Annotated in this window: 21 protein-coding genes; 14 read left to right on the top strand and 7 right to left on the bottom strand. The window is 65.3% G+C overall.

Features of this window, described 5'->3' with window-relative positions:
- Positions 1-62 precede the first annotated feature (62 nt).
- On the top strand, positions 63-1,433 hold the full coding sequence (locus tag J2R76_RS24150; RefSeq protein WP_076832366.1) for a glutamate--cysteine ligase: 1,371 nt from the start codon (positions 63-65) through the stop codon (positions 1,431-1,433).
- Positions 1,434-1,576: 143 nt separating this feature from the next.
- Positions 1,577-2,131 carry a PAN domain-containing protein gene (locus J2R76_RS24145; RefSeq protein WP_375166531.1) on the top strand — a complete coding sequence of 185 codons (555 nt, stop codon included), beginning with the start codon at positions 1,577-1,579 and terminating at the stop codon, positions 2,129-2,131.
- A gap of 106 nt (positions 2,132-2,237) precedes the next feature.
- Here the strand turns inward: J2R76_RS24145 and J2R76_RS24140 are convergent, their stop codons facing one another.
- From J2R76_RS24140 to J2R76_RS24120, 5 genes are all read right to left on the bottom strand, one after another.
- Complete coding sequence (locus tag J2R76_RS24140) at positions 2,238-2,804, bottom strand: nucleotidyltransferase family protein (RefSeq protein ID WP_253625073.1); 567 nt, start codon at positions 2,802-2,804, stop codon at positions 2,238-2,240.
- Entirely contained in the window at positions 2,801-3,148 is a 348-nt protein-coding gene (locus J2R76_RS24135; RefSeq protein ID WP_253625072.1) for an MmcQ/YjbR family DNA-binding protein, read from the bottom strand. Before J2R76_RS24135 ends, J2R76_RS24140 begins: the two co-directional genes overlap by 4 nt.
- Before the next feature lie 108 nt (positions 3,149-3,256).
- Positions 3,257-4,027 carry a signal peptidase I gene (gene lepB / locus J2R76_RS24130; protein WP_016847099.1) on the bottom strand — a complete coding sequence of 257 codons (771 nt, stop codon included), beginning with the start codon at positions 4,025-4,027 and terminating at the stop codon, positions 3,257-3,259.
- On the bottom strand, positions 4,027-5,451 hold the full coding sequence (gene tldD / locus J2R76_RS24125) for a metalloprotease TldD (RefSeq protein ID WP_253625071.1): 1,425 nt from the start codon (positions 5,449-5,451) through the stop codon (positions 4,027-4,029). Before tldD ends, lepB begins: the two co-directional genes overlap by 1 nt.
- 273 nt (positions 5,452-5,724) lie before the next feature.
- Entirely contained in the window at positions 5,725-6,180 is a 456-nt protein-coding gene (locus J2R76_RS24120; protein ID WP_082653702.1) for a helix-turn-helix domain-containing protein, read from the bottom strand.
- 132 nt (positions 6,181-6,312) lie between these two features.
- On the opposite strand from J2R76_RS24120, the gene J2R76_RS24115 reads away from it, so the two are divergent.
- From J2R76_RS24115 to J2R76_RS24105, 3 genes are read left to right on the top strand one after another with little or no spacing between them, the layout of a single operon-like run.
- Complete coding sequence (locus J2R76_RS24115) at positions 6,313-6,705, top strand: DoxX family protein (RefSeq protein WP_057016074.1); 393 nt, start codon at positions 6,313-6,315, stop codon at positions 6,703-6,705.
- 10 nt (positions 6,706-6,715) lie between these two features.
- Positions 6,716-7,219 carry a hypothetical protein gene (locus tag J2R76_RS24110; RefSeq protein WP_229191376.1) on the top strand — a complete coding sequence of 168 codons (504 nt, stop codon included), beginning with the start codon at positions 6,716-6,718 and terminating at the stop codon, positions 7,217-7,219.
- A 35-nt stretch (positions 7,220-7,254) separates the two neighbouring features.
- A complete protein-coding gene (locus J2R76_RS24105; protein WP_253625070.1) occupies positions 7,255-7,854 on the top strand; it encodes a TlpA disulfide reductase family protein in 600 nt (199 codons plus the stop codon).
- Between the two features lie 118 nt (positions 7,855-7,972).
- On the opposite strand, the gene J2R76_RS24100 is transcribed toward J2R76_RS24105, so the two are convergent.
- Together J2R76_RS24100 and J2R76_RS24095 are read right to left on the bottom strand one after the other, a co-directional pair.
- A complete protein-coding gene (locus J2R76_RS24100; RefSeq protein WP_253625069.1) occupies positions 7,973-8,509 on the bottom strand; it encodes an invasion associated locus B family protein in 537 nt (178 codons plus the stop codon).
- A complete protein-coding gene (locus J2R76_RS24095; RefSeq protein ID WP_141341606.1) occupies positions 8,485-8,808 on the bottom strand; it encodes a hypothetical protein in 324 nt (107 codons plus the stop codon). Before J2R76_RS24095 ends, J2R76_RS24100 begins: the two co-directional genes overlap by 25 nt.
- 282 nt (positions 8,809-9,090) lie before the next feature.
- Between J2R76_RS24095 and coxB the strand changes: the two genes are divergently transcribed.
- The 9 genes from coxB to J2R76_RS24050 all read left to right on the top strand — a co-directional run bounded on the left by coxB (position 9,091) and on the right by J2R76_RS24050 (position 16,389).
- Entirely contained in the window at positions 9,091-9,930 is an 840-nt protein-coding gene (gene coxB / locus J2R76_RS24090; RefSeq protein ID WP_026191935.1) for a cytochrome c oxidase subunit II, read from the top strand.
- Between the two features lie 81 nt (positions 9,931-10,011).
- Positions 10,012-11,628: a cytochrome c oxidase subunit I gene (gene ctaD / locus J2R76_RS24085; protein ID WP_057016079.1), complete on the top strand. Its 1,617-nt coding sequence runs from the start codon at positions 10,012-10,014 to the stop codon at positions 11,626-11,628.
- A gap of 64 nt (positions 11,629-11,692) precedes the next feature.
- Entirely contained in the window at positions 11,693-12,631 is a 939-nt protein-coding gene (locus J2R76_RS24080) for a heme o synthase (RefSeq protein ID WP_028334631.1), read from the top strand.
- A gap of 37 nt (positions 12,632-12,668) precedes the next feature.
- On the top strand, positions 12,669-12,833 hold the full coding sequence (locus J2R76_RS24075; protein ID WP_028334632.1) for a hypothetical protein: 165 nt from the start codon (positions 12,669-12,671) through the stop codon (positions 12,831-12,833).
- A gap of 5 nt (positions 12,834-12,838) precedes the next feature.
- Positions 12,839-13,468 (top strand): cytochrome c oxidase assembly protein, encoded by a 630-nt coding sequence (locus tag J2R76_RS24070; RefSeq protein WP_076832349.1) that lies wholly within the window; start codon positions 12,839-12,841, stop codon positions 13,466-13,468.
- Positions 13,469-13,523: 55 nt separating this feature from the next.
- Positions 13,524-14,420 carry a cytochrome c oxidase subunit 3 gene (locus tag J2R76_RS24065; protein ID WP_057016083.1) on the top strand — a complete coding sequence of 299 codons (897 nt, stop codon included), beginning with the start codon at positions 13,524-13,526 and terminating at the stop codon, positions 14,418-14,420.
- A gap of 203 nt (positions 14,421-14,623) precedes the next feature.
- Positions 14,624-15,010: a DUF983 domain-containing protein gene (locus J2R76_RS24060; protein WP_253625068.1), complete on the top strand. Its 387-nt coding sequence runs from the start codon at positions 14,624-14,626 to the stop codon at positions 15,008-15,010.
- Entirely contained in the window at positions 15,007-15,777 is a 771-nt protein-coding gene (locus J2R76_RS24055) for an SURF1 family protein (RefSeq protein ID WP_253625067.1), read from the top strand. The genes J2R76_RS24060 and J2R76_RS24055 overlap by 4 nt, the downstream gene beginning before the upstream one ends.
- A 60-nt stretch (positions 15,778-15,837) precedes the next feature.
- The gene (locus J2R76_RS24050) at positions 15,838-16,389 is read left to right on the top strand and encodes a GrpB family protein (RefSeq protein WP_253625066.1); all 552 of its coding nucleotides are present in this window, start codon (positions 15,838-15,840) and stop codon (positions 16,387-16,389) included.

Genomic DNA, 16,389 nt, shown 5'->3' with positions numbered 1-16,389 from the left:
GGCTCGCGGCTGTCCCTGCCACCGCGCGCCTTCGATCGAAGCGCCCTTGAGTTGGATTATCTATGGCGCGTGACCAGATCGACATGACGCCGCTGCAGTCGCGCGACGAACTCGTGGCGTGGCTTGAAGCCGGCGTGAAGCCTGAGTCCGAATTCCGGATCGGCACCGAGCACGAGAAGACTCCGTTCACGCTGGAGGGCCATCAGCCCGTGCCCTATGAAGGCGCCAAGGGCATCGGCGCGCTGCTCGAGGGCATGAAGCTCTTGCTCGGCTGGGAGCCGATCATGGAGCGCGGCAACATCATCGGCCTCTATGACGTCACCGGCGGCGGCGCGATTTCGCTCGAGCCCGGCGGGCAGTTCGAACTGTCGGGCGCGCCGGTCGAAACCGTGCATCAGACGCAGTCGGAATTGATGGCGCATCTGGCGCAGGTGCGGGAGATCGCAACCCCGCTCGGCATCGGCTTCCTCGGCCTCGGCATGACGCCGTCCTGGTCGCGCGCGCAGATCCCCATGATGCCCAAGGGGCGTTACAAGATCATGCGAAACTACATGCCGAAGGTCGGCAAATACGGCCTCGACATGATGTTCCGGACCTGCACGGTGCAGACCAATCTCGACTTCTCCTCCGAAGCCGACATGGTGAAGAAGCTGCGGGTGTCGCTGGCGCTGCAGCCGATCGCGACCGCCTTGTTCGCCAATTCGCCGTTCACCGAAGGCAAGCCCAACGGCTTCCTGTCGTTCCGTTCCGAGATCTGGCGTGACACCGACAACGCGCGCAGCGGCATGGTGCCGTTCGCATTCGAGGACGGCATGGGCTTCGAGCGCTATGTCGATTACGCGCTCGACGTTCCGATGTATTTCGTCAAGCGCGGCGAGGAATATATCGACGTCTCCGGCTCCTCGTTCCGGGATTTCTTCGCCGGCAAGAATGCCGCCTTCCCGGGCGAGCGCCCGACCTTGTCGGACTGGGCCAATCACCTCTCGACGATCTTCCCCGAGGTGCGGTTGAAGCGTTACCTCGAAATGCGCGGCGCCGACGGCGTGCCGTGGGGCCGGCTGCCGGCGCTGCCGGCGTTCTGGGTCGGGCTGCTCTACGACAATGACAGCCTCGACGCCGCCTGGGACATCGTCCGCCACTGGACCGCGCCGGAGCGGCAGGCGCTGCGTGACGACGTGCCGCGTTTCGGCTTCAAGTCGCGGATCAAGGATCGCTATCTGTTCGAGATCGCCAAGGAGTGCCTGATCCTGTCGCATGCCGGATTGCGGCGGCGCGGCCGGATCGATCATCTCGGACGCGACGAGAGCCGCTTCCTCGAACCGCTCGAGCGCATCATCGAGGCCGGCCGCTCGCCGGCCGAGGAGATGCTGGAGAAGTTCAACGGTCCCTGGAAGGGCTCGGTGGAACCGGCCTATCAGGAATACGCCTTTTAGTCCCCTCTTGGATCCGATCCGGGCGTGAGGCGCGCGCGAACGGCGGTGGCGTCGCACCCGCCGTTCATCCGCCGTACAGGTTCATGGCGTTCAAATGACGCCCCGCTAAACGCGCGGGGCTGCGCGAATTTGAAAGCAATCTCATGGGGATAGGCCGCCACTTTAGGGCGTGTGTGGTGATGTTTGCGGTCCTTGCGGCCGCGGTCGTCGCGCGCCCGGCATTGGCGCAGACCAATTTCGACCGCCCCGGCGGCGACTATCTCAACGCGCCGGTGACGACGGGCGATCCGGCCGATTGCGCGCTGACCTGCGAGCGTGACCGCCGTTGCCGCGCCTGGAGCTTCAACTATCCGACCGACGCCAATAATGGGGCGGTGTGCTGGCTGAAGAGCACCGTGCCGCCACGGGTGCAGAACGTCTGCTGCGTCTCCGGGGTGCGCGGCGCGGGTGTGGTCGAGCCGCGCAACGGCGCCATCGAAACCTCGATCGACCGGCTCGGCGGCGACTACAAGAATTTCGAGCTGAAGAGCAGCGACGGCGACGAGGCCTGCCAGGCCGCCTGCACCGCCGACAACAAGTGCCGCGCCTGGACCTACGCCCGGCCCGGCTATGCCGGCCGCGACGCGCATTGCTTCCTGAAGAAAGATATCAAGCCGCCGCGCCGCAAGGCGGGGTTCACGTCGGGCGTGGTGCGTTGATTCTGTAGCCCGGATGGAGCGAAGCGCAATCCGGGACCGCGCTCACCGCGGACGGGTCTGCCCCGGATTTCGCTGCGCTTCATCCGGGCTACGAAGCGACGACAGGCTACTCCGCCGCCAGCACCGTGATCTCGGGCCAGAGCGCCTTCCAGCGCGCCGACTTCGTCGCATAGTTCGCCGGCGAAAAGTTCGCGGTTCGGTTCGGCCGCACGATCATGCCGGCGACATCATCGAAACCGTTCGGCGCATAGACGTCGTAGCCGCGCGTGGTGCGGCGGATGCCGATCTGCGTGTTTTCGGTGAGGAAGCGATCGATGCCGTCGATCGAACGCGACAGCGCCGGGTAGGGCAGGCCGTGCTTGTCGGGATACCAGAGATGGACGCGGGCCTGGTTGCGCACCTCGATCGCGACACCGAGATGCGCAAGCCGTGCCTTCAGCTCGCGGATCACCGCGTCCTCGGCCTCCCATGAGGTATCCGGATCGAAATAGAAGATGTCGTGGTCGCTGATGCCATGATCGAGCGGCCGGCTGGTCAACACGTTCCAGACGGTCTGCACCAGGCAGCCGGCGACCAGCCACGCATCGGGCAGGCCGAGGCGGTGCAGCTCGTCGGTGATGGCTTGATTGGCCGGGTTGCGCAGCGCGGCTGCGAGGAATTCGTCCTGCGTCACGACGAGGCGGTCGCGTCGTAGTCGCGGACCGCCTTCTTCGATGCCAGCGTGCGCCAGTGCCGGCGCAGCAAGGGCTCGACGGTGGCGCGTTTGACCTTCGACAGGCGGATCAGGACCATCGGGTAGTCGCGGTAGTGATCAGTGAAGTAGAACACCTTGGGCTGATGCTCGACCAGCATGTCGCGCTCCTCCGCCGGAACGCCCGGCATCACCAGGCTGTCGCCGTCCTCCTTGAGCCGCACCAGCATCCTGTTGCGCACCTTCAGCGCCGGCGTGCCGTAGGAAGAGCCGTCCTCGACCTCCGGCCATGCCAGCGCGATGTGCCTGATGTCGTCGAAGGTCACGACTATCATCCCGCAAGGAATGTAGCCCGGATGGAGCGAAGCGAAATCCGGGACATCTTGCAGAGTGGGAGATCCCGGATTGCGCTGCGCTCCATCCAGGCTACGCGTCTACTGCACCGAGGTGAAGAAGCGCGCGAGGCGGAAGCCTGAGAGCCAGGTCCAGACCGGCTGGCTGCGGATGCCGAGGTCCCAGGAGCCGACCACGGCGTCGGCGCGGCCGATCAGATTGTCGATCGGCAAGAGGCCGACGCCGCCGTCGCGCACCGGCACGCGGCTATCGGCGGAATTGTCCCGATTGTCGCCGAGCACGAACAGTTTGCCCGGCGGCACCGTCACCTCTTGGGTGTTGTCGAGCCGGCCGTTGTCGCGAATCTTGAAGATCGCGTGGTTGACGCCGTTCGGCAGCGTCTCGATATAGCGATACGCCTCCTCGCCGCCGCCGCGATCGTCTTCGGCGAAGCCGGTGCCGTCGGGCTTCAGCGTCGCCGCATGATCGTTGATGAAGAGCTGACCCTGCCGCATCTGGATGCGGTCGCCGGGCAGCCCGACCACGCGCTTGACCCAGGCCTGCGAGCGGTCGCCCGGCCAGCGGAACACGACGACGTCGCCGCGCTTCGGCGTCTCGCCGAACACGCGGCCGGTTTCAGGCAGCGTGATCTGGATCGGCAGTGAGGCCGCGCCGTAGCCATAGGGATATTTCGAGGCGACCAGCGCGTCGCCGATCAGCAGCGTCGGCTCCATCGATCCCGACGGCACGTAGAACGGCTCGGCGATCGCGCCCTTGGCGAGGAACACGACGGCCACGATCGCGGCCAGTTGCACGGCCTGCCCGCGCCAGCTGGTCGGCTTGGCCGTCACGACTTCGTTTCCGCTGCTCACTAGCCCGTTCCTCCGACCGTAATCCGTTCCATCCTGAGCGTCGGTTGGCCAACGCCGACCGGCACGCCCTGGCCGTTCTTGCCGCAGGTGCCGATTCCCGTATCCAGCGCAAGATCGTTGCCGATCATGGTGATCCTGTGGAGATCGGTCGGTCCGTTGCCGATCAGCATGGCGCCCTTCAGCGGCGCGCCGAGCTTGCCGTTCTCGATCTTGTAGGCCTCGGTGCACTGGAACACGTACTTGCCCGAGGTGATGTCGACCTGGCCGCCGCCGAAATTGGCGGCGTACATGCCGTTCCTCACCGAGGCGATGATCTCGGCCGGGTCGCGGTCGCCCGACAGCATGTAGGTGTTGGTCATGCGCGGCATCGGCACATGGGCATAGCTCTGCCGACGACCGTTGCCGGTCGGCTTCATGCCCATCAGCCGGGCGTTCTGGCGGTCCTGCATGTAGCCGACCAGAATGCCATCCTCGATCAGCACGGTGCGGTTGGTCGGCGTGCCCTCGTCGTCGATCGAGAGCGAGCCGCGGCGCGAGGCCATGGTGCCATCGTCGACCACGGTGACGCCCTTGGCGGCGACCTGCTGGCCCATCAGGCCGGCAAAGGCGGAGGTCTGCTTGCGGTTGAAGTCGCCCTCGAGCCCGTGGCCGACGGCCTCATGCAGCATCACGCCGGGCCAGCCGGCGCCGAGCACCACGTCCATCTCGCCGGCGGGCGCCGGCACCGATTCGAGATTGACCAGCGCCTCGCGCAGCGCGCCGTCGGCGGCGTCGCGCCAGGCCTTGGTCTCGATGAAGCGGGCATAGCCCTCGCGGCCGCCATAGCCCTTGCTGCCGCTCTCCTGGCGGTCGCCCTGGCCGGCGACGACGGAGATGTTAACGCGCACCAGCGGGCGGATGTCGCGATAGCTCTCGCCGTCGGGCCGCAGGATCTCGACCACCTGCCAAGTCGCGGTGAGGCTGGCCGAGACCTGACGCACCCGCGGGTCCTTGTCCCTGACATAGGCGTCGATCTCGCCGAGCAGCTTGACCTTGGCCTCGAATGCCGGCCCGTCCAGCGGGTTCTCGTCGCCATAGAGCTTGATGTTGGTGTGGGCGGGCGCCGCGGCGAAAGTGCCGGCATAGCCGCCGCGCACGGCCGCGACCGCATCCGCGGCGCGGATCAGCGCCGGGATCGAGACGTCGGAGGAATGCGCATAGCCGACCGCGTCGTCCTTGACCGCGCGCAGGCCGAAGCCCTGCGAGGTGTCATAGGTCGCCTGCTTCAGCCTTCCGTTGTCGAACACCAGCGCCTCGGTCTGCCCGAACTCCAGGAACAGCTCGCCGTCGTCGGCGCCTTCAAGGCCGCGGGACACCTCGCGGCGGACAGCATCGCGGTCCAGATTGGCGCGGTCGAGCAGGGAGGTCGTGGCGGGATTGGTCATGGTCACTCCGACGCAATGCGATTGCTTGGCGATTCCTCGTCATCCTTGCCTGAAGCGCAACTGATTGCCAGTGGGGAACCCGGAAGCCAAGGATTTCGGGGGATTGAAGCAGAGACGAGCGGAAAACTCATCTTACAACCCGGAAACCTGTACCGGTCCCGGTTCAGGCCCGGACGGCGATCATCAAAGATAGTGGTTGGGGTGGCAAACCGGGAGTGCCTGCGGCTATGCGGTCGATCACAGTGCCCCGTCGGGCTCGTCACCTTGTCGTCATCACCTTGAGCGCCGATCCGCCTTCCGCGGCTGGCTTTCGCGCTCGGCTGCATCGGCCGATTGCGGCTTCGGCTGCGCGGTGCCTTGTGCCGAGGTCGGAAAGCCATGCTCCTGCGCCCACCGGTACAGCTCGTCGAACACCGGCTTGAGCGCCTTGGCGGACGGCGTCATCTCGTACTCAACCCGAGGCGGCACCTCGGGATAGACCGTGCGCTTGACGAGACCGTTGGCCTCGAGATCGCGCAGCTGCGTGGTCAGCATGTGCTGGGTTACGCCGGGGATCGACTGGCGCAGCTCGCCGAATCGCCGCTTGCGCTCGACCAATTGCCAGAGGATGTCGCCCTTCCATTTCCCGGCCAGCACCGACAGCGCGCGATGAAATTGCGCGGACAGGTCGCCGTTGCACGGCTCGGACGCCATCGGAGGCTCGGCGGGCTCAATAGTCAGTTTTTTCATACTACCTCACAAAAAGCATCCTACTTGTTCTTTTCATCTTACTCCCGAATTTAGACCACCGAAAGCCGCGGGCCAGCCGCCGATCGGTCGGGTGGCCGCGGTCCGGCCTTACGAACAACTCGGGAGTCATCAATGTCAGTTGCAGTTGCCGCGGCGCCGTCGCGCTGGAAATCCGTCAGCCTCTGGGTCGTCAGGGGACTGCTCGCTTTGGCCTTTGCCGCCGCTGGCGCCGCCAAGCTCTACGGTGTGCCTATGCTGGTCGAGGAATTCGAGCATATTGGGCTCGGTCAGTGGTTCCGCTATTTCACCGGATCGCTGGAGCTGCTCGGCGCGGTCCTGATCCTGCTGCCCCCGGTCGCGGCGTTCGGCGGCGTGCTGCTGAGCTGCATCATGGTCGGCGCCACCATCACGCATCTGTTCGTGATCGGCGGCTCGCCGGTGCCCGCCCTCGTGCTGCTGACATTGAGTGTGATCGTCGCCTACGCCAAGCGTAGCCAGTTCGCCCTGCTCGCGAGCGCGCCGTGAGGCGAGCGCGATGCGCATCTCTCGCCGCACGCTGACGGTCGTGACCGGGCTGGTGCTGGCCTTCGCGGTGCCGTTCGCCGCGACAATGCTGCTCACCGGTTCGGTCGCGGCGGTCTCGAAGCCCGAGCCGAAGAAGCCCGAGCCGCGCGTGCACCACGTTGTGCTGCCGATCAACAGCGACGACCCGACCACGATGCGGGCGCTGATCTCGACCGCGCTCAACCTCCCGAAATATTATCGGGAGCGCAACGAGCCGTTCGAGATCGAGGTCGTCGCCTACAATGCTGGCGTCCACATGCTGCGCGCCGATACCTCGCCGGTGAAGGATCTGCTGCGGGTGGTGCGGGGGCTCACGCCCGACATCCGCTTGGTTGTCTGCGAAGCCACCAAGCTCGGCATGGAGCGCGCCGAGGGACATCCGCTGGTGCTGCTCGATCATGTCGACCTGGTGCCGAACGGGCCCGGGCGCATCATCGAATTGCAGGAAGCCGGCTGGTCCTACATCCGGTCCTGAGCGATGTGGCCATCAAGCCAAGCGGAGAACTTGTCATGACGTCAGCTCTCGCACCGACGCGCCGCGCGGTCGTTGCCGGCATGATTGGCGCCGGCGCCTCGCTCGCAATGCCCACCGGAGCTGCGCGCGCAGCGTCGGGACCGCCGCAATTCGGCACCATCCGGCATCAGTTCACGCAGGTCGAAGGCGCCCGCCCGGTGCCGCCGGTCGCGATCCCGGCGCTCGCCGGCGGCGCGCTCGATCTCACGGCGTTCAAAGGCAAGATGGTGCTGGTGAACTTCTGGGCCACCTGGTGCGCGGCGTGCCGGACCGAGCTGCCGATGCTGGACCGCCTTGCCGCCAGCGGCCGTCGCGATCTCGTGGTCGTCGCTATCAGCACCGATCGCAACCGCGCGCCGGTCGCGCCCTACGTCAAGCAGCTCAAGCTGCGCCACCTCGCGATCGGCTTCGATCCCGGTGGTCTCGTCTCGCGCGTCGACGCCGCCGAGGTCGATACGCCGTTCGCGCTCTACGGCATGCCGATCTCATTTTTGATCGGCATCACCGGGCAGGTCGAAGGCTACATGACGGGTGAGGCGGACTGGCTGTCCACGGAGGCGATCGCGTTGTTCGACTATTACGCCGGCGTCCGTTGAGATGGCGTAGCCCGGATGAAGCGCAGCGCAATCCGGGACTGGTCAATCCGCGATGATGGCGGCCCCGGATTGCGCTGCGCTCCATCCGGGCTACGCTTTCCTGTGCCGCTCGGCGCCGCTAGGGCAATTTGTCATACCCCTCCGCCAGGCCATTCAGGCTGAGCGGAAAGCCAATCCCTTCCTCGGGCGTCTCGAAGATGATGAAGGTCGCGGTCTTGGCGTTCTTGAGCTGGCCGAGCAGCTTGTCGTCCATCACGACCTCGGCGACGCAGCCATTGGGCAGGCATCTGACGAAACCGGCGCGGCCGACGTCCTGATTGTCGAGCTTGAGGCCGAGGCCGGAGGGCAGCAGCACGCCGAGCGGCGCGACCACGCGCATCAGGCGGCTCTTCTGGTCGGCGGTCTTCAGCACGATCACGGTCAGGCCGGCATTGGAGCGGTCTTCCGCTACCACGCTCTGGATCAGCGCGCATTGCTCGGCCTGGGCGCCGGGCGGAGTGTCGCAGCGGATCTGCCAGTCGCCGTGGACCGAGCGCACCGCGCCTTGCGCGTTCGCCGGCTGGGTCAGGCCAAGAGAAAGGCCGAGGCAGAGGGCCAGAATCGCGAGGCCGCCGAGTCGGCTGGCCATCGTCAAACGAATGTTCGAAGCGCCCATCCGGGTCGATCCTTATAGATGTTCGGTCGGTCCGGCCGTCCGCCGGTAGCACGCGCGCCACGATGCGCTTCCCGGAAGCGAATCATGATCTCATCTTCTTGTTTGAGCATGATCTTTCGGAAAACCGGTTTCCACTCTTCCGGATCATGCTCAGGCGTCGACTGATACCGCAATGACGGCGCCTTGAAGGCGATCGTGAAGCCATTCTCGCGCCGGATTGGGGCAGCCCGCAGCGAATCAGGTTCCTGTGCGCTGCCCTGTCTGTGGGTACATCCGGTAATCCCCCTGTCAAGCGGCATGGACAATTGGTCCAAGTGCTTTCGCTTGATTTTGCGGGAAAAATCGCAAGCGGCAGCTTCATCGCAGGCGCATGGCTTTCGGCCCCACTACTGCATTGCGAGCGCCGGAGAATTATGGTTTGAGAGGCTGGATTTCGACGCGTTCTAGCGATCTGGCTCCCGTACCCACCTTGACTCAGAGACGGGTATGTCCGGAAGGCCATTTGTCAGGGCGGATCGTGCTGCATTTTCGGCTACATGCCGGGGGTGCTTTGGGGAATAATGCAAGGGAGCGCGAGCGGCATGAAGATGTCGATTGGCCGGTTGGGCAGGCAATTGCTGGGGTTGGCGGTGGCGGGTGTGGCGTCTGTCGCCGCGGGATCGGCCTTCGCCGAAATGGGGCAGCCGGCGCCGTGGGAGCACACGCTGCAGGAAGGCGTGACCCCGGTGATGGAAAACATCATCTGGTTTCACAATTTCCTGCTGGTACTGATCACCCTGATCACGCTGTTCGTGCTCGCGTTGCTCATCATCGTGGTGGTGAAGTTCAACGCCAGGGCCAACCCGGTCCCCTCCAGGACCACCCACAACACGCTGATCGAGGTGGCCTGGACGCTGATCCCGGTGCTGATCCTGGTCGGCATCGCGGTGCCGTCGTTCCGCCTGCTGTTCCTGGAGCTCGACGTGCCGAAGCCGGATCTCACGGTGAAGGTCACCGGCAAGCAGTGGTACTGGTCCTACGCCTATCCGGATAACGGCAAGTTCGAGTTCGACTCGCTGCTCGACAAGGACAAGCAGCCGCGCCTGCTCGGCGTCGACAACGAGATGGTGGTCCCGGTCAACAAGGTGGTGCGGATCCAGACCACCGGCGCCGACGTGATCCACTCCTTCGCGGTGCCGGCCTTCGGCGTGAAGATCGACTCGATCCCCGGCCGCCTCAACGAGAGCTGGTTCAAGGCCACCAAGACCGGCGTGTTCTACGGCCAGTGCTCGGAACTGTGCGGCAAGGACCATGCCTTCATGCCGATCGCGGTCAGGGTCGTGAGCGACCAGGAATTCGCGACCTGGGTCGAAGGCGCGAAGAAGAAGTTTGCGACCAACCCGGCGAATTCCTACGCCTCGGCTGGTCAGGCGGCGCAGTAAGCCTCACGGCTTACGGCGCGGATGGAATAAGGGCGACGGGACCGCAAGGTCCAAGAGGGACTGCAAGGCAGGATTTTGAACATGGCGACAGGCGCAGCGACACACGACGATCACGCCCATGACGATCACGCCCACCATCCGACCGGATGGCGGCGTTATCTCTACTCCACGAACCACAAGGACATCGGTACGATGTACCTGATCTTTGCGGTGATCGCGGGCATCATCGGCGCGGCGATGTCGATCGCGATCCGTGCCGAGTTGATGTATCCGGGCGTCCAGATATTCCACGAGACGCACACCTATAACGTGTTCGTGACCTCGCACGGCCTGATCATGATCTTCTTCATGGTCATGCCGGCGATGATCGGCGGCTTCGGCAACTGGATGGTGCCACTGATGATCGGCGCGCCGGACATGGCGTTCCCGCGCATGAACAACATCTCGTTCTGGCTGCTGCCGGCCTCGTTCGCGCTGCTGGTGATGTCCACCTTCGTCGAGGGTGAGCCGGGCGCCAACGGCGTCGGCGCGGGCTGGACCATGTATGCGCCACTGTCGACCTCGGGCCATCCGGGACCGGCGGTCGATTTCGCGATTCTCTCGCTCCATCTCGCGGGTGCCTCGTCGATCCTCGGCGCCATCAACTTCATCACCACGATCTTCAACATGCGCGCGCCGGGCATGACCCTGCACAAGATGCCGCTGTTCGTGTGGTCGATCCTGGTCACCGTGTTCCTGCTGCTGCTGTCGCTGCCGGTGCTCGCCGGTGCGATCACCATGCTGCTGACCGACCGCAATTTCGGCACCACCTTCTTTGCGGCTGACGGCGGCGGCGACCCGGTGCTGTTCCAGCATCTGTTCTGGTTCTTCGGTCACCCCGAAGTGTACATCCTGATCCTGCCCGCCTTCGGCATGATCAGCCAGATCGTCTCCACCTTCTCGCGCAAGCCCGTGTTCGGCTATCTCGGCATGGCCTACGCCATGGTGGCGATCGGCGGCATCGGCTTCGTGGTGTGGGCGCACCACATGTACACCGTCGGCATGTCCTCGGCGACGCAGGCCTATTTCGTCGCCGCCACGATGGTGATCGCGGTGCCGACCGGCGTGAAGATCTTCTCGTGGATCGCCACGATGTGGGGCGGCTCGATCGAGTTCAAGGCGCCGATGATCTGGGCGATCGGCTTCATCTTCCTGTTCACCGTCGGCGGCGTCACCGGCGTCGTGCTGGCCAATGCCGGCGTCGACCGCGTGCTGCAGGACACCTACTACGTGGTGGCGCACTTCCACTACGTGCTGTCGCTCGGCGCCGTGTTCGGCATCTTCGCCGGCTGGTACTACTGGTTCCCGAAGATGTTCGGCTACATGTACTCGGAGCGGATCGCCAAGGCGCACTTCTGGTTTACCTTCGTCGGCGTCAACCTGGTGTTCTTCCCGCAGCACTTCCTCGGCCTGTCGGGCATGCCGCGCCGTTATGTCGACTATCCGGATGCGTTCGCCGGCTGGAACCTGATCTCCTCCTGGGGCTCGTACATCTCCGGCATCGGCGTCCTGATCTTCATCTACGGCGTGATCGATGCCTTCGTCCGCAAGGAGCAGGCCGCGAACAATCCGTGGGGCGCCGGTGCGACCACGCTGGAGTGGACGCTGACCTCGCCGCCGCCATTCCACCAGTTCGAAGTGCTGCCCCGCGTGCAGTAAGTCCACGACAACGCGGCGCACTTTAAGGGTGCGCCGCGCCTTTTGAGAGAAGCGAGACCTGATCTTGTCGGTTGTCGATCACAACGCCATCGAGCTGCCCCGGATCTCCGAGGCCGAAGTGGGCGACTACATCGCGCTGTTGAAGCCGCGCGTGATGTCGCTGGTGATCTTCACCGCGCTGGTCGGGCTGATGATCGCGCCGGTGCACGTGCATCCGGTGCTGGCATTCACCTCGATCCTGTGCATCGCGGTTGGCGCCGGCGCCTCCGGCGCGCTCAACATGGCCTATGAGGGCGACGTCGACGCGCTGATGACGCGCACCGCCAACCGGCCGATTCCGCGCGGCCGCATCACGCAGACCGAGGCGGCCGCGTTCGGCATCACGCTCGCCTTCTTCTCGGTGATGACACTCGGCATTCTGGTCAACTGGGTGGCGGGTGCGCTGCTTGCCTTCACCATCTTCTTCTATGCCGTGGTCTACACGATGTGGCTGAAGCGCTGGACCGCGCAGAACATCGTGATCGGCGGCGCCGCCGGTGCCTTGCCGCCGGTGGTGGCTTGGGCCGCCGCGACCGGATCGCTCTCGGTCGAGCCGATCCTCCTGTTCCTGATCATCTTCTTCTGGACTCCGCCGCACTTCTGGGCGCTGGCGCTGTTCCGCAGCGACGACTATGCCCGCGCCGGCATCCCGATGCTGCCGGTCGTCGCCGGTCCCGACGCGACCCGGCTGCAGATTCTGCTCTACACCATCGTGCTGGTCGCGATCGCGCTGGCGCCGTGGCCGCTCGGCTATTTCGACGCGATCTACGGCGTCACCTCGCTGGTGCTCGGCGCCGGCATGCTGTGGCTGGCCATCGAAGTCTATCGCCGCCGCGAGGGTACGGCTGCCAACCGCGCCACGCGCCGGCTGTTTGCCTTCTCGATCCTCTATCTGTTCGCGCTGTTTGCCGTCCTCCTCGCCGAGGTCGTGGTCCGCGCGATTGCGCCTGTCTTCATCGGATAGGGAGCCGGGGGGCGAGATGGGGGCGCATGGGATATCAATGGACGAGAAACGCGAACCAGAAGGCATCGTCCTCACCGAGGCGCAGCTCAAGAGCCGCCGCCAGCGCTCGATCGCCATCGCGCTCGCGCTCGGCATCCTGGTCGTGCTGTTCTTCGCCGTCACCCTCGTCAAGGGGCCGGCCGTGCTGGTGCGGCCGCTGTGAGTGAGATGGCCAACCAGGGACCGCAGCAGGGTGAGGGCGCCAAGGTCACGCGCCGCACGCTGACGCGCGACGCCGTGGTTGCCTCGATCTGCGGCTTCGTCGTGGTGCTGATGGTCGGCGCGTCCTACGCAGCCGTGCCGTTCTACAACTGGTTCTGCCGCACCACCGGCTTCAACGGCACCACCCAGGTCGCGACCTCGGTGCCTTCGGATGCGCCGCTCGAGCGCACTATTTCGGTCAGCTTCGATTCCAACGTCGCGCCGGGCCTGCCCTGGAAGTTCGAGCCGGAGCAGAACACGATCGACGTCAAGATCGGCCAGGTGGTCACGGTCTACTACACTGTCACCAACCAGTCGGCGCGCACCACCACCGGCCAGGCGTCCTACAATGTCGCGCCGTTGACGGTCGGCGCCTATTTCCAGAAGATCAACTGCTTCTGCTTCACCGAACAGACCATGGCGCCGGGCGAAAAGCGCGAGATGGCCGTGGTGTTCTATGTCGATCCGGCGCTGGCCAAGGACAGCGAGAACGACACGCTGAAGACGATCACCCTGTCCTACACCTTCTTCCCCGTGCGCGACGCCGCGCCGAAGCCCGTGGCGGCGGGCGAGGCGGAACAGCGCAAGGGCGGCTAGTTTTGGAATTTAAGATTTAAGACGTGCCTTGCGGCACGCGAATGGAGAGACGGCAATGGCTGAGGCGCAAGTCAAGCATCACGACTATCATCTCGTCGACCCGAGCCCATGGCCGGTGGTCGGCTCGATCTCGGCCTTCATCATGGCGTTCGGCGCGATCGGCTGGATGCACCACATGTTCTCCGCCGCCCCGATCGTGTTCGGCGTCGGCACCATCGGCGTGCTCTACACGATGGCGAGCTGGTGGGGCGACGTGATCAAGGAAGCCCAGTACAAGGGCGACCACACCCGCGTGGTGCAGATCAGCCACCGCTACGGCATGATCCTGTTCATCGCCTCCGAGGTGATGTTCTTCGTCGCCTGGTTCTGGGCCTTCTTCAATGCGGCGCTGTTCCCGGCTGACGCGGTGCATGCCACCCGCGATGCGGTGTTCGGCTGCGGCGCCGGCACGGCGATGGGCGCCTGCTCCGTTCCCGGTACCTGGCCGCCGCACGGCATCGAGACCTTCGATCCCTGGCATCTGCCGCTGCTCAACACGCTGCTGCTCCTGACCTCCGGCACCACCGTCACCTGGGCGCACCATGCGCTGCTCGAGAACGACCGCCAGGGCCTCAAGCAGGGCCTGATCCTTACCGTTATCCTCGGCGCTCTCTTCACCTGCGTGCAGGCCTATGAGTACGCACATGCGACGTTCTCGTTCGGCGGCAACGTCTATGGCGCGACCTTCTTCATGGCGACCGGGTTCCACGGCTTCCACGTGCTGGTCGGCACCATCTTCCTGCTGGTCTGCCTGATCCGCGCCTACGCCGGCCACTTCACGCCGAAGCAGCACCTCGGCTTCGAGTTTGCCGCCTGGTACTGGCACTTCGTCGACGTGGTCTGGCTGTTCCTGTTCATCTGCATCTACGTCTGGGGCCATGGCGCCGAGACGATGGCCCACGGCGCACACTAATTGCCGGCCGACGTGCTAAAAAGGGGCGGCCGAATGGCCGCCCCTTTTTGTTTCCCTTCTGCCCTTGTGGGAGAAGGTGGCGCGGATGTAATCCGCGCCGGATGAGGGGTCTCCATCCGCGGAGACAGACCCCTCACCCGGCTACATCTCGCTCCGCTCGATTTCGCCACCCTCTCCCACAAGGGGAGAGGGGAAGGAGCCAAATGACCGATACCCCGCCGACCGTCACTGAGAGCGCATTGCGCGGCATCGCCTGCCGCTGCCCGCGCTGCGGCAAGGGCAAGCTCTATTCCGGCTTCCTGACGCTGGCGCCGCGCTGCCAGGCCTGCGGCCTCGACTTCGCCTTCATCGATTCCGGCGACGGGCCGGCGATCTTCGTGATCATGCTGGCCGGCGCCATCGTGGTCGCGGCGGCGCTGATCGTCGAGGCGAAGTACCAGCCGCCGTTCTGGGTGCATGCCGCGCTGTGGCTGCCATTGATCCTGGTTACCACGATCCTGCCGCTACGATCGATGAAGGCACTTCTGATCGCGCTGCAATTCCACCACAAGGCCGCCGAAGGCCAATTGATCGAGCGCGACCCGAAATGAATGATGTGACGACGCGCCGGCCGAGCGCGGCCGGCTTCGGCATTTTCACGTTGATCCTGATCGCGGTGTTTATCGCCCTCGGTTTCTGGCAATTGCAGCGCCGGGTCGAGAAGCACGCGCTGATCGCAGCGCTCGAGGCGCGGCTGGCCGCGCCGACCGAGGCGCTGCCGCCGCCGTCGGCATGGCCGACGCTGACCTCCGCCAAGGATGAATTCCGCCGCGTGACCCTGACCGCGACCTATGCGAAGCAGCCTGACGCGATGGTGTTCAGCTCCGGCTCCGCCGTGCGCGACGACATTTCGGGTCCCGGCACCTGGGCGTTGCTGCCGGCGAAGCTCGCCAGCGGCGAGACCGTCGTGATCAACACCGGCTTTGTCCAGAACACGATGCAGGATCGTGCCTTCGAGGACCGCGTCGTCGGCCGCCTCGTCACCGGCGCGCCGGTTGAGCTCACGGGCTATATCCGCTTTCCCGAGCCACCGGGCCGGCTGACGCCGAAGGAAGATATCTCGAAGCGGCTGTGGTTCGTGCGCGACCATCGCGCGATGGCGCAGGCGCTCGGCTGGGGCCAGGTCGCACCGTTCTATATCGACCTCGAGGCGCCGGTGCCCGACAGCGGCACGCCGAAGCCCGGACCGCTCAAGGTGCGGCTCAAGGACGACCACATGCAGTACGCCATCACCTGGTTCTCGCTGGCCGCTGCGGTCACGATCGCCTTCGGCCTGTGGTGGCGCGGCCACCGGCAGCGTGCCTCTGGTCGAACCTAGCCCCATCATGGTTTGATTGACTCGCGAAGGGGACTTCGCGGCAAGTAATCAGGGTGTGCCATGGAGAAATACGGCGCCGGGCCAATCGTTGTCCTGGACTATGACCCCAACTGGCCAGCCATGTTCGAGACGGAGCGCGCGAGGATCGCGCACGCGCTCGGCTCGCAGGCCCTGGCCGTCGAGCATGTCGGCAGCACCGCGGTTCCGGGCTTGCCGTCGAAGCCGATCATCGACCTGATGGTCGGTGTCCCCAGCCTCGCGGAGGCACGGGAGCGCTGCATCGAGCCGATCGAGGCGCTCGGTTGCACCTACATACCGGAATACGCGGCGTGGCTGCCTGGCGAGTTGTTCTTCCGCAAGGGTCCTCCGGGGCCGTGGACCCATCATCTGCATGTGATGGAGCCATCCAATCCGCGCTGGGAAACGCTGCTGGTGTTTCGCGACTATCTTCGCGCGCACCCCGAGGTGTCCCGTGCCTACGCCGAGATCAAGCAGGCCCTTGCTGCCTCCGCGAGAGAGGACATCGCGGCCTATCGCAACGGCAAAACGCGTTTCGTCGAGGAGACGACCGCGAAGGCCCGCGCGTGGCGCGCGAACCTGTCCGGTCGATAG

The sequence above is a fragment of the Bradyrhizobium sp. USDA 4532 genome (genome assembly GCF_024171315.1).
Lineage (GTDB): Bacteria > Pseudomonadota > Alphaproteobacteria > Rhizobiales > Xanthobacteraceae > Bradyrhizobium > Bradyrhizobium australafricanum.
This window is presented reverse-complemented; position numbering and strand designations above follow the sequence as displayed.

Bases quoted from the DNA above. Each gene is read 5' to 3' on its own strand.
- J2R76_RS24150 (WP_076832366.1), top strand. From the start codon at position 63: ATGGCGCGTGACCAGATCGACATGACGCCGCTGCAGTCGCGCGACGAA.
- J2R76_RS24145 (WP_375166531.1), top strand. From the start codon at position 1,577: ATGGGGATAGGCCGCCACTTTAGGGCGTGTGTGGTGATGTTTGCGGTC.
- tldD (WP_253625071.1), bottom strand. From the start codon at position 5,451: ATGACCAATCCCGCCACGACCTCCCTGCTCGACCGCGCCAATCTGGAC.
- J2R76_RS24120 (WP_082653702.1), bottom strand. From the start codon at position 6,180: ATGAAAAAACTGACTATTGAGCCCGCCGAGCCTCCGATGGCGTCCGAG.
- J2R76_RS24115 (WP_057016074.1), top strand. From the start codon at position 6,313: ATGTCAGTTGCAGTTGCCGCGGCGCCGTCGCGCTGGAAATCCGTCAGC.
- J2R76_RS24110 (WP_229191376.1), top strand. From the start codon at position 6,716: ATGCGCATCTCTCGCCGCACGCTGACGGTCGTGACCGGGCTGGTGCTG.
- J2R76_RS24105 (WP_253625070.1), top strand. From the start codon at position 7,255: ATGACGTCAGCTCTCGCACCGACGCGCCGCGCGGTCGTTGCCGGCATG.
- J2R76_RS24100 (WP_253625069.1), bottom strand. From the start codon at position 8,509: ATGGGCGCTTCGAACATTCGTTTGACGATGGCCAGCCGACTCGGCGGC.
- J2R76_RS24095 (WP_141341606.1), bottom strand. From the start codon at position 8,808: ATGCCGCTTGACAGGGGGATTACCGGATGTACCCACAGACAGGGCAGC.
- coxB (WP_026191935.1), top strand. From the start codon at position 9,091: ATGAAGATGTCGATTGGCCGGTTGGGCAGGCAATTGCTGGGGTTGGCG.
- ctaD (WP_057016079.1), top strand. From the start codon at position 10,012: ATGGCGACAGGCGCAGCGACACACGACGATCACGCCCATGACGATCAC.
- J2R76_RS24075 (WP_028334632.1), top strand. From the start codon at position 12,669: ATGGACGAGAAACGCGAACCAGAAGGCATCGTCCTCACCGAGGCGCAG.
- J2R76_RS24070 (WP_076832349.1), top strand. From the start codon at position 12,839: ATGGCCAACCAGGGACCGCAGCAGGGTGAGGGCGCCAAGGTCACGCGC.
- J2R76_RS24065 (WP_057016083.1), top strand. From the start codon at position 13,524: ATGGCTGAGGCGCAAGTCAAGCATCACGACTATCATCTCGTCGACCCG.
- J2R76_RS24060 (WP_253625068.1), top strand. From the start codon at position 14,624: ATGACCGATACCCCGCCGACCGTCACTGAGAGCGCATTGCGCGGCATC.
- J2R76_RS24055 (WP_253625067.1), top strand. From the start codon at position 15,007: ATGAATGATGTGACGACGCGCCGGCCGAGCGCGGCCGGCTTCGGCATT.
- J2R76_RS24050 (WP_253625066.1), top strand. From the start codon at position 15,838: ATGGAGAAATACGGCGCCGGGCCAATCGTTGTCCTGGACTATGACCCC.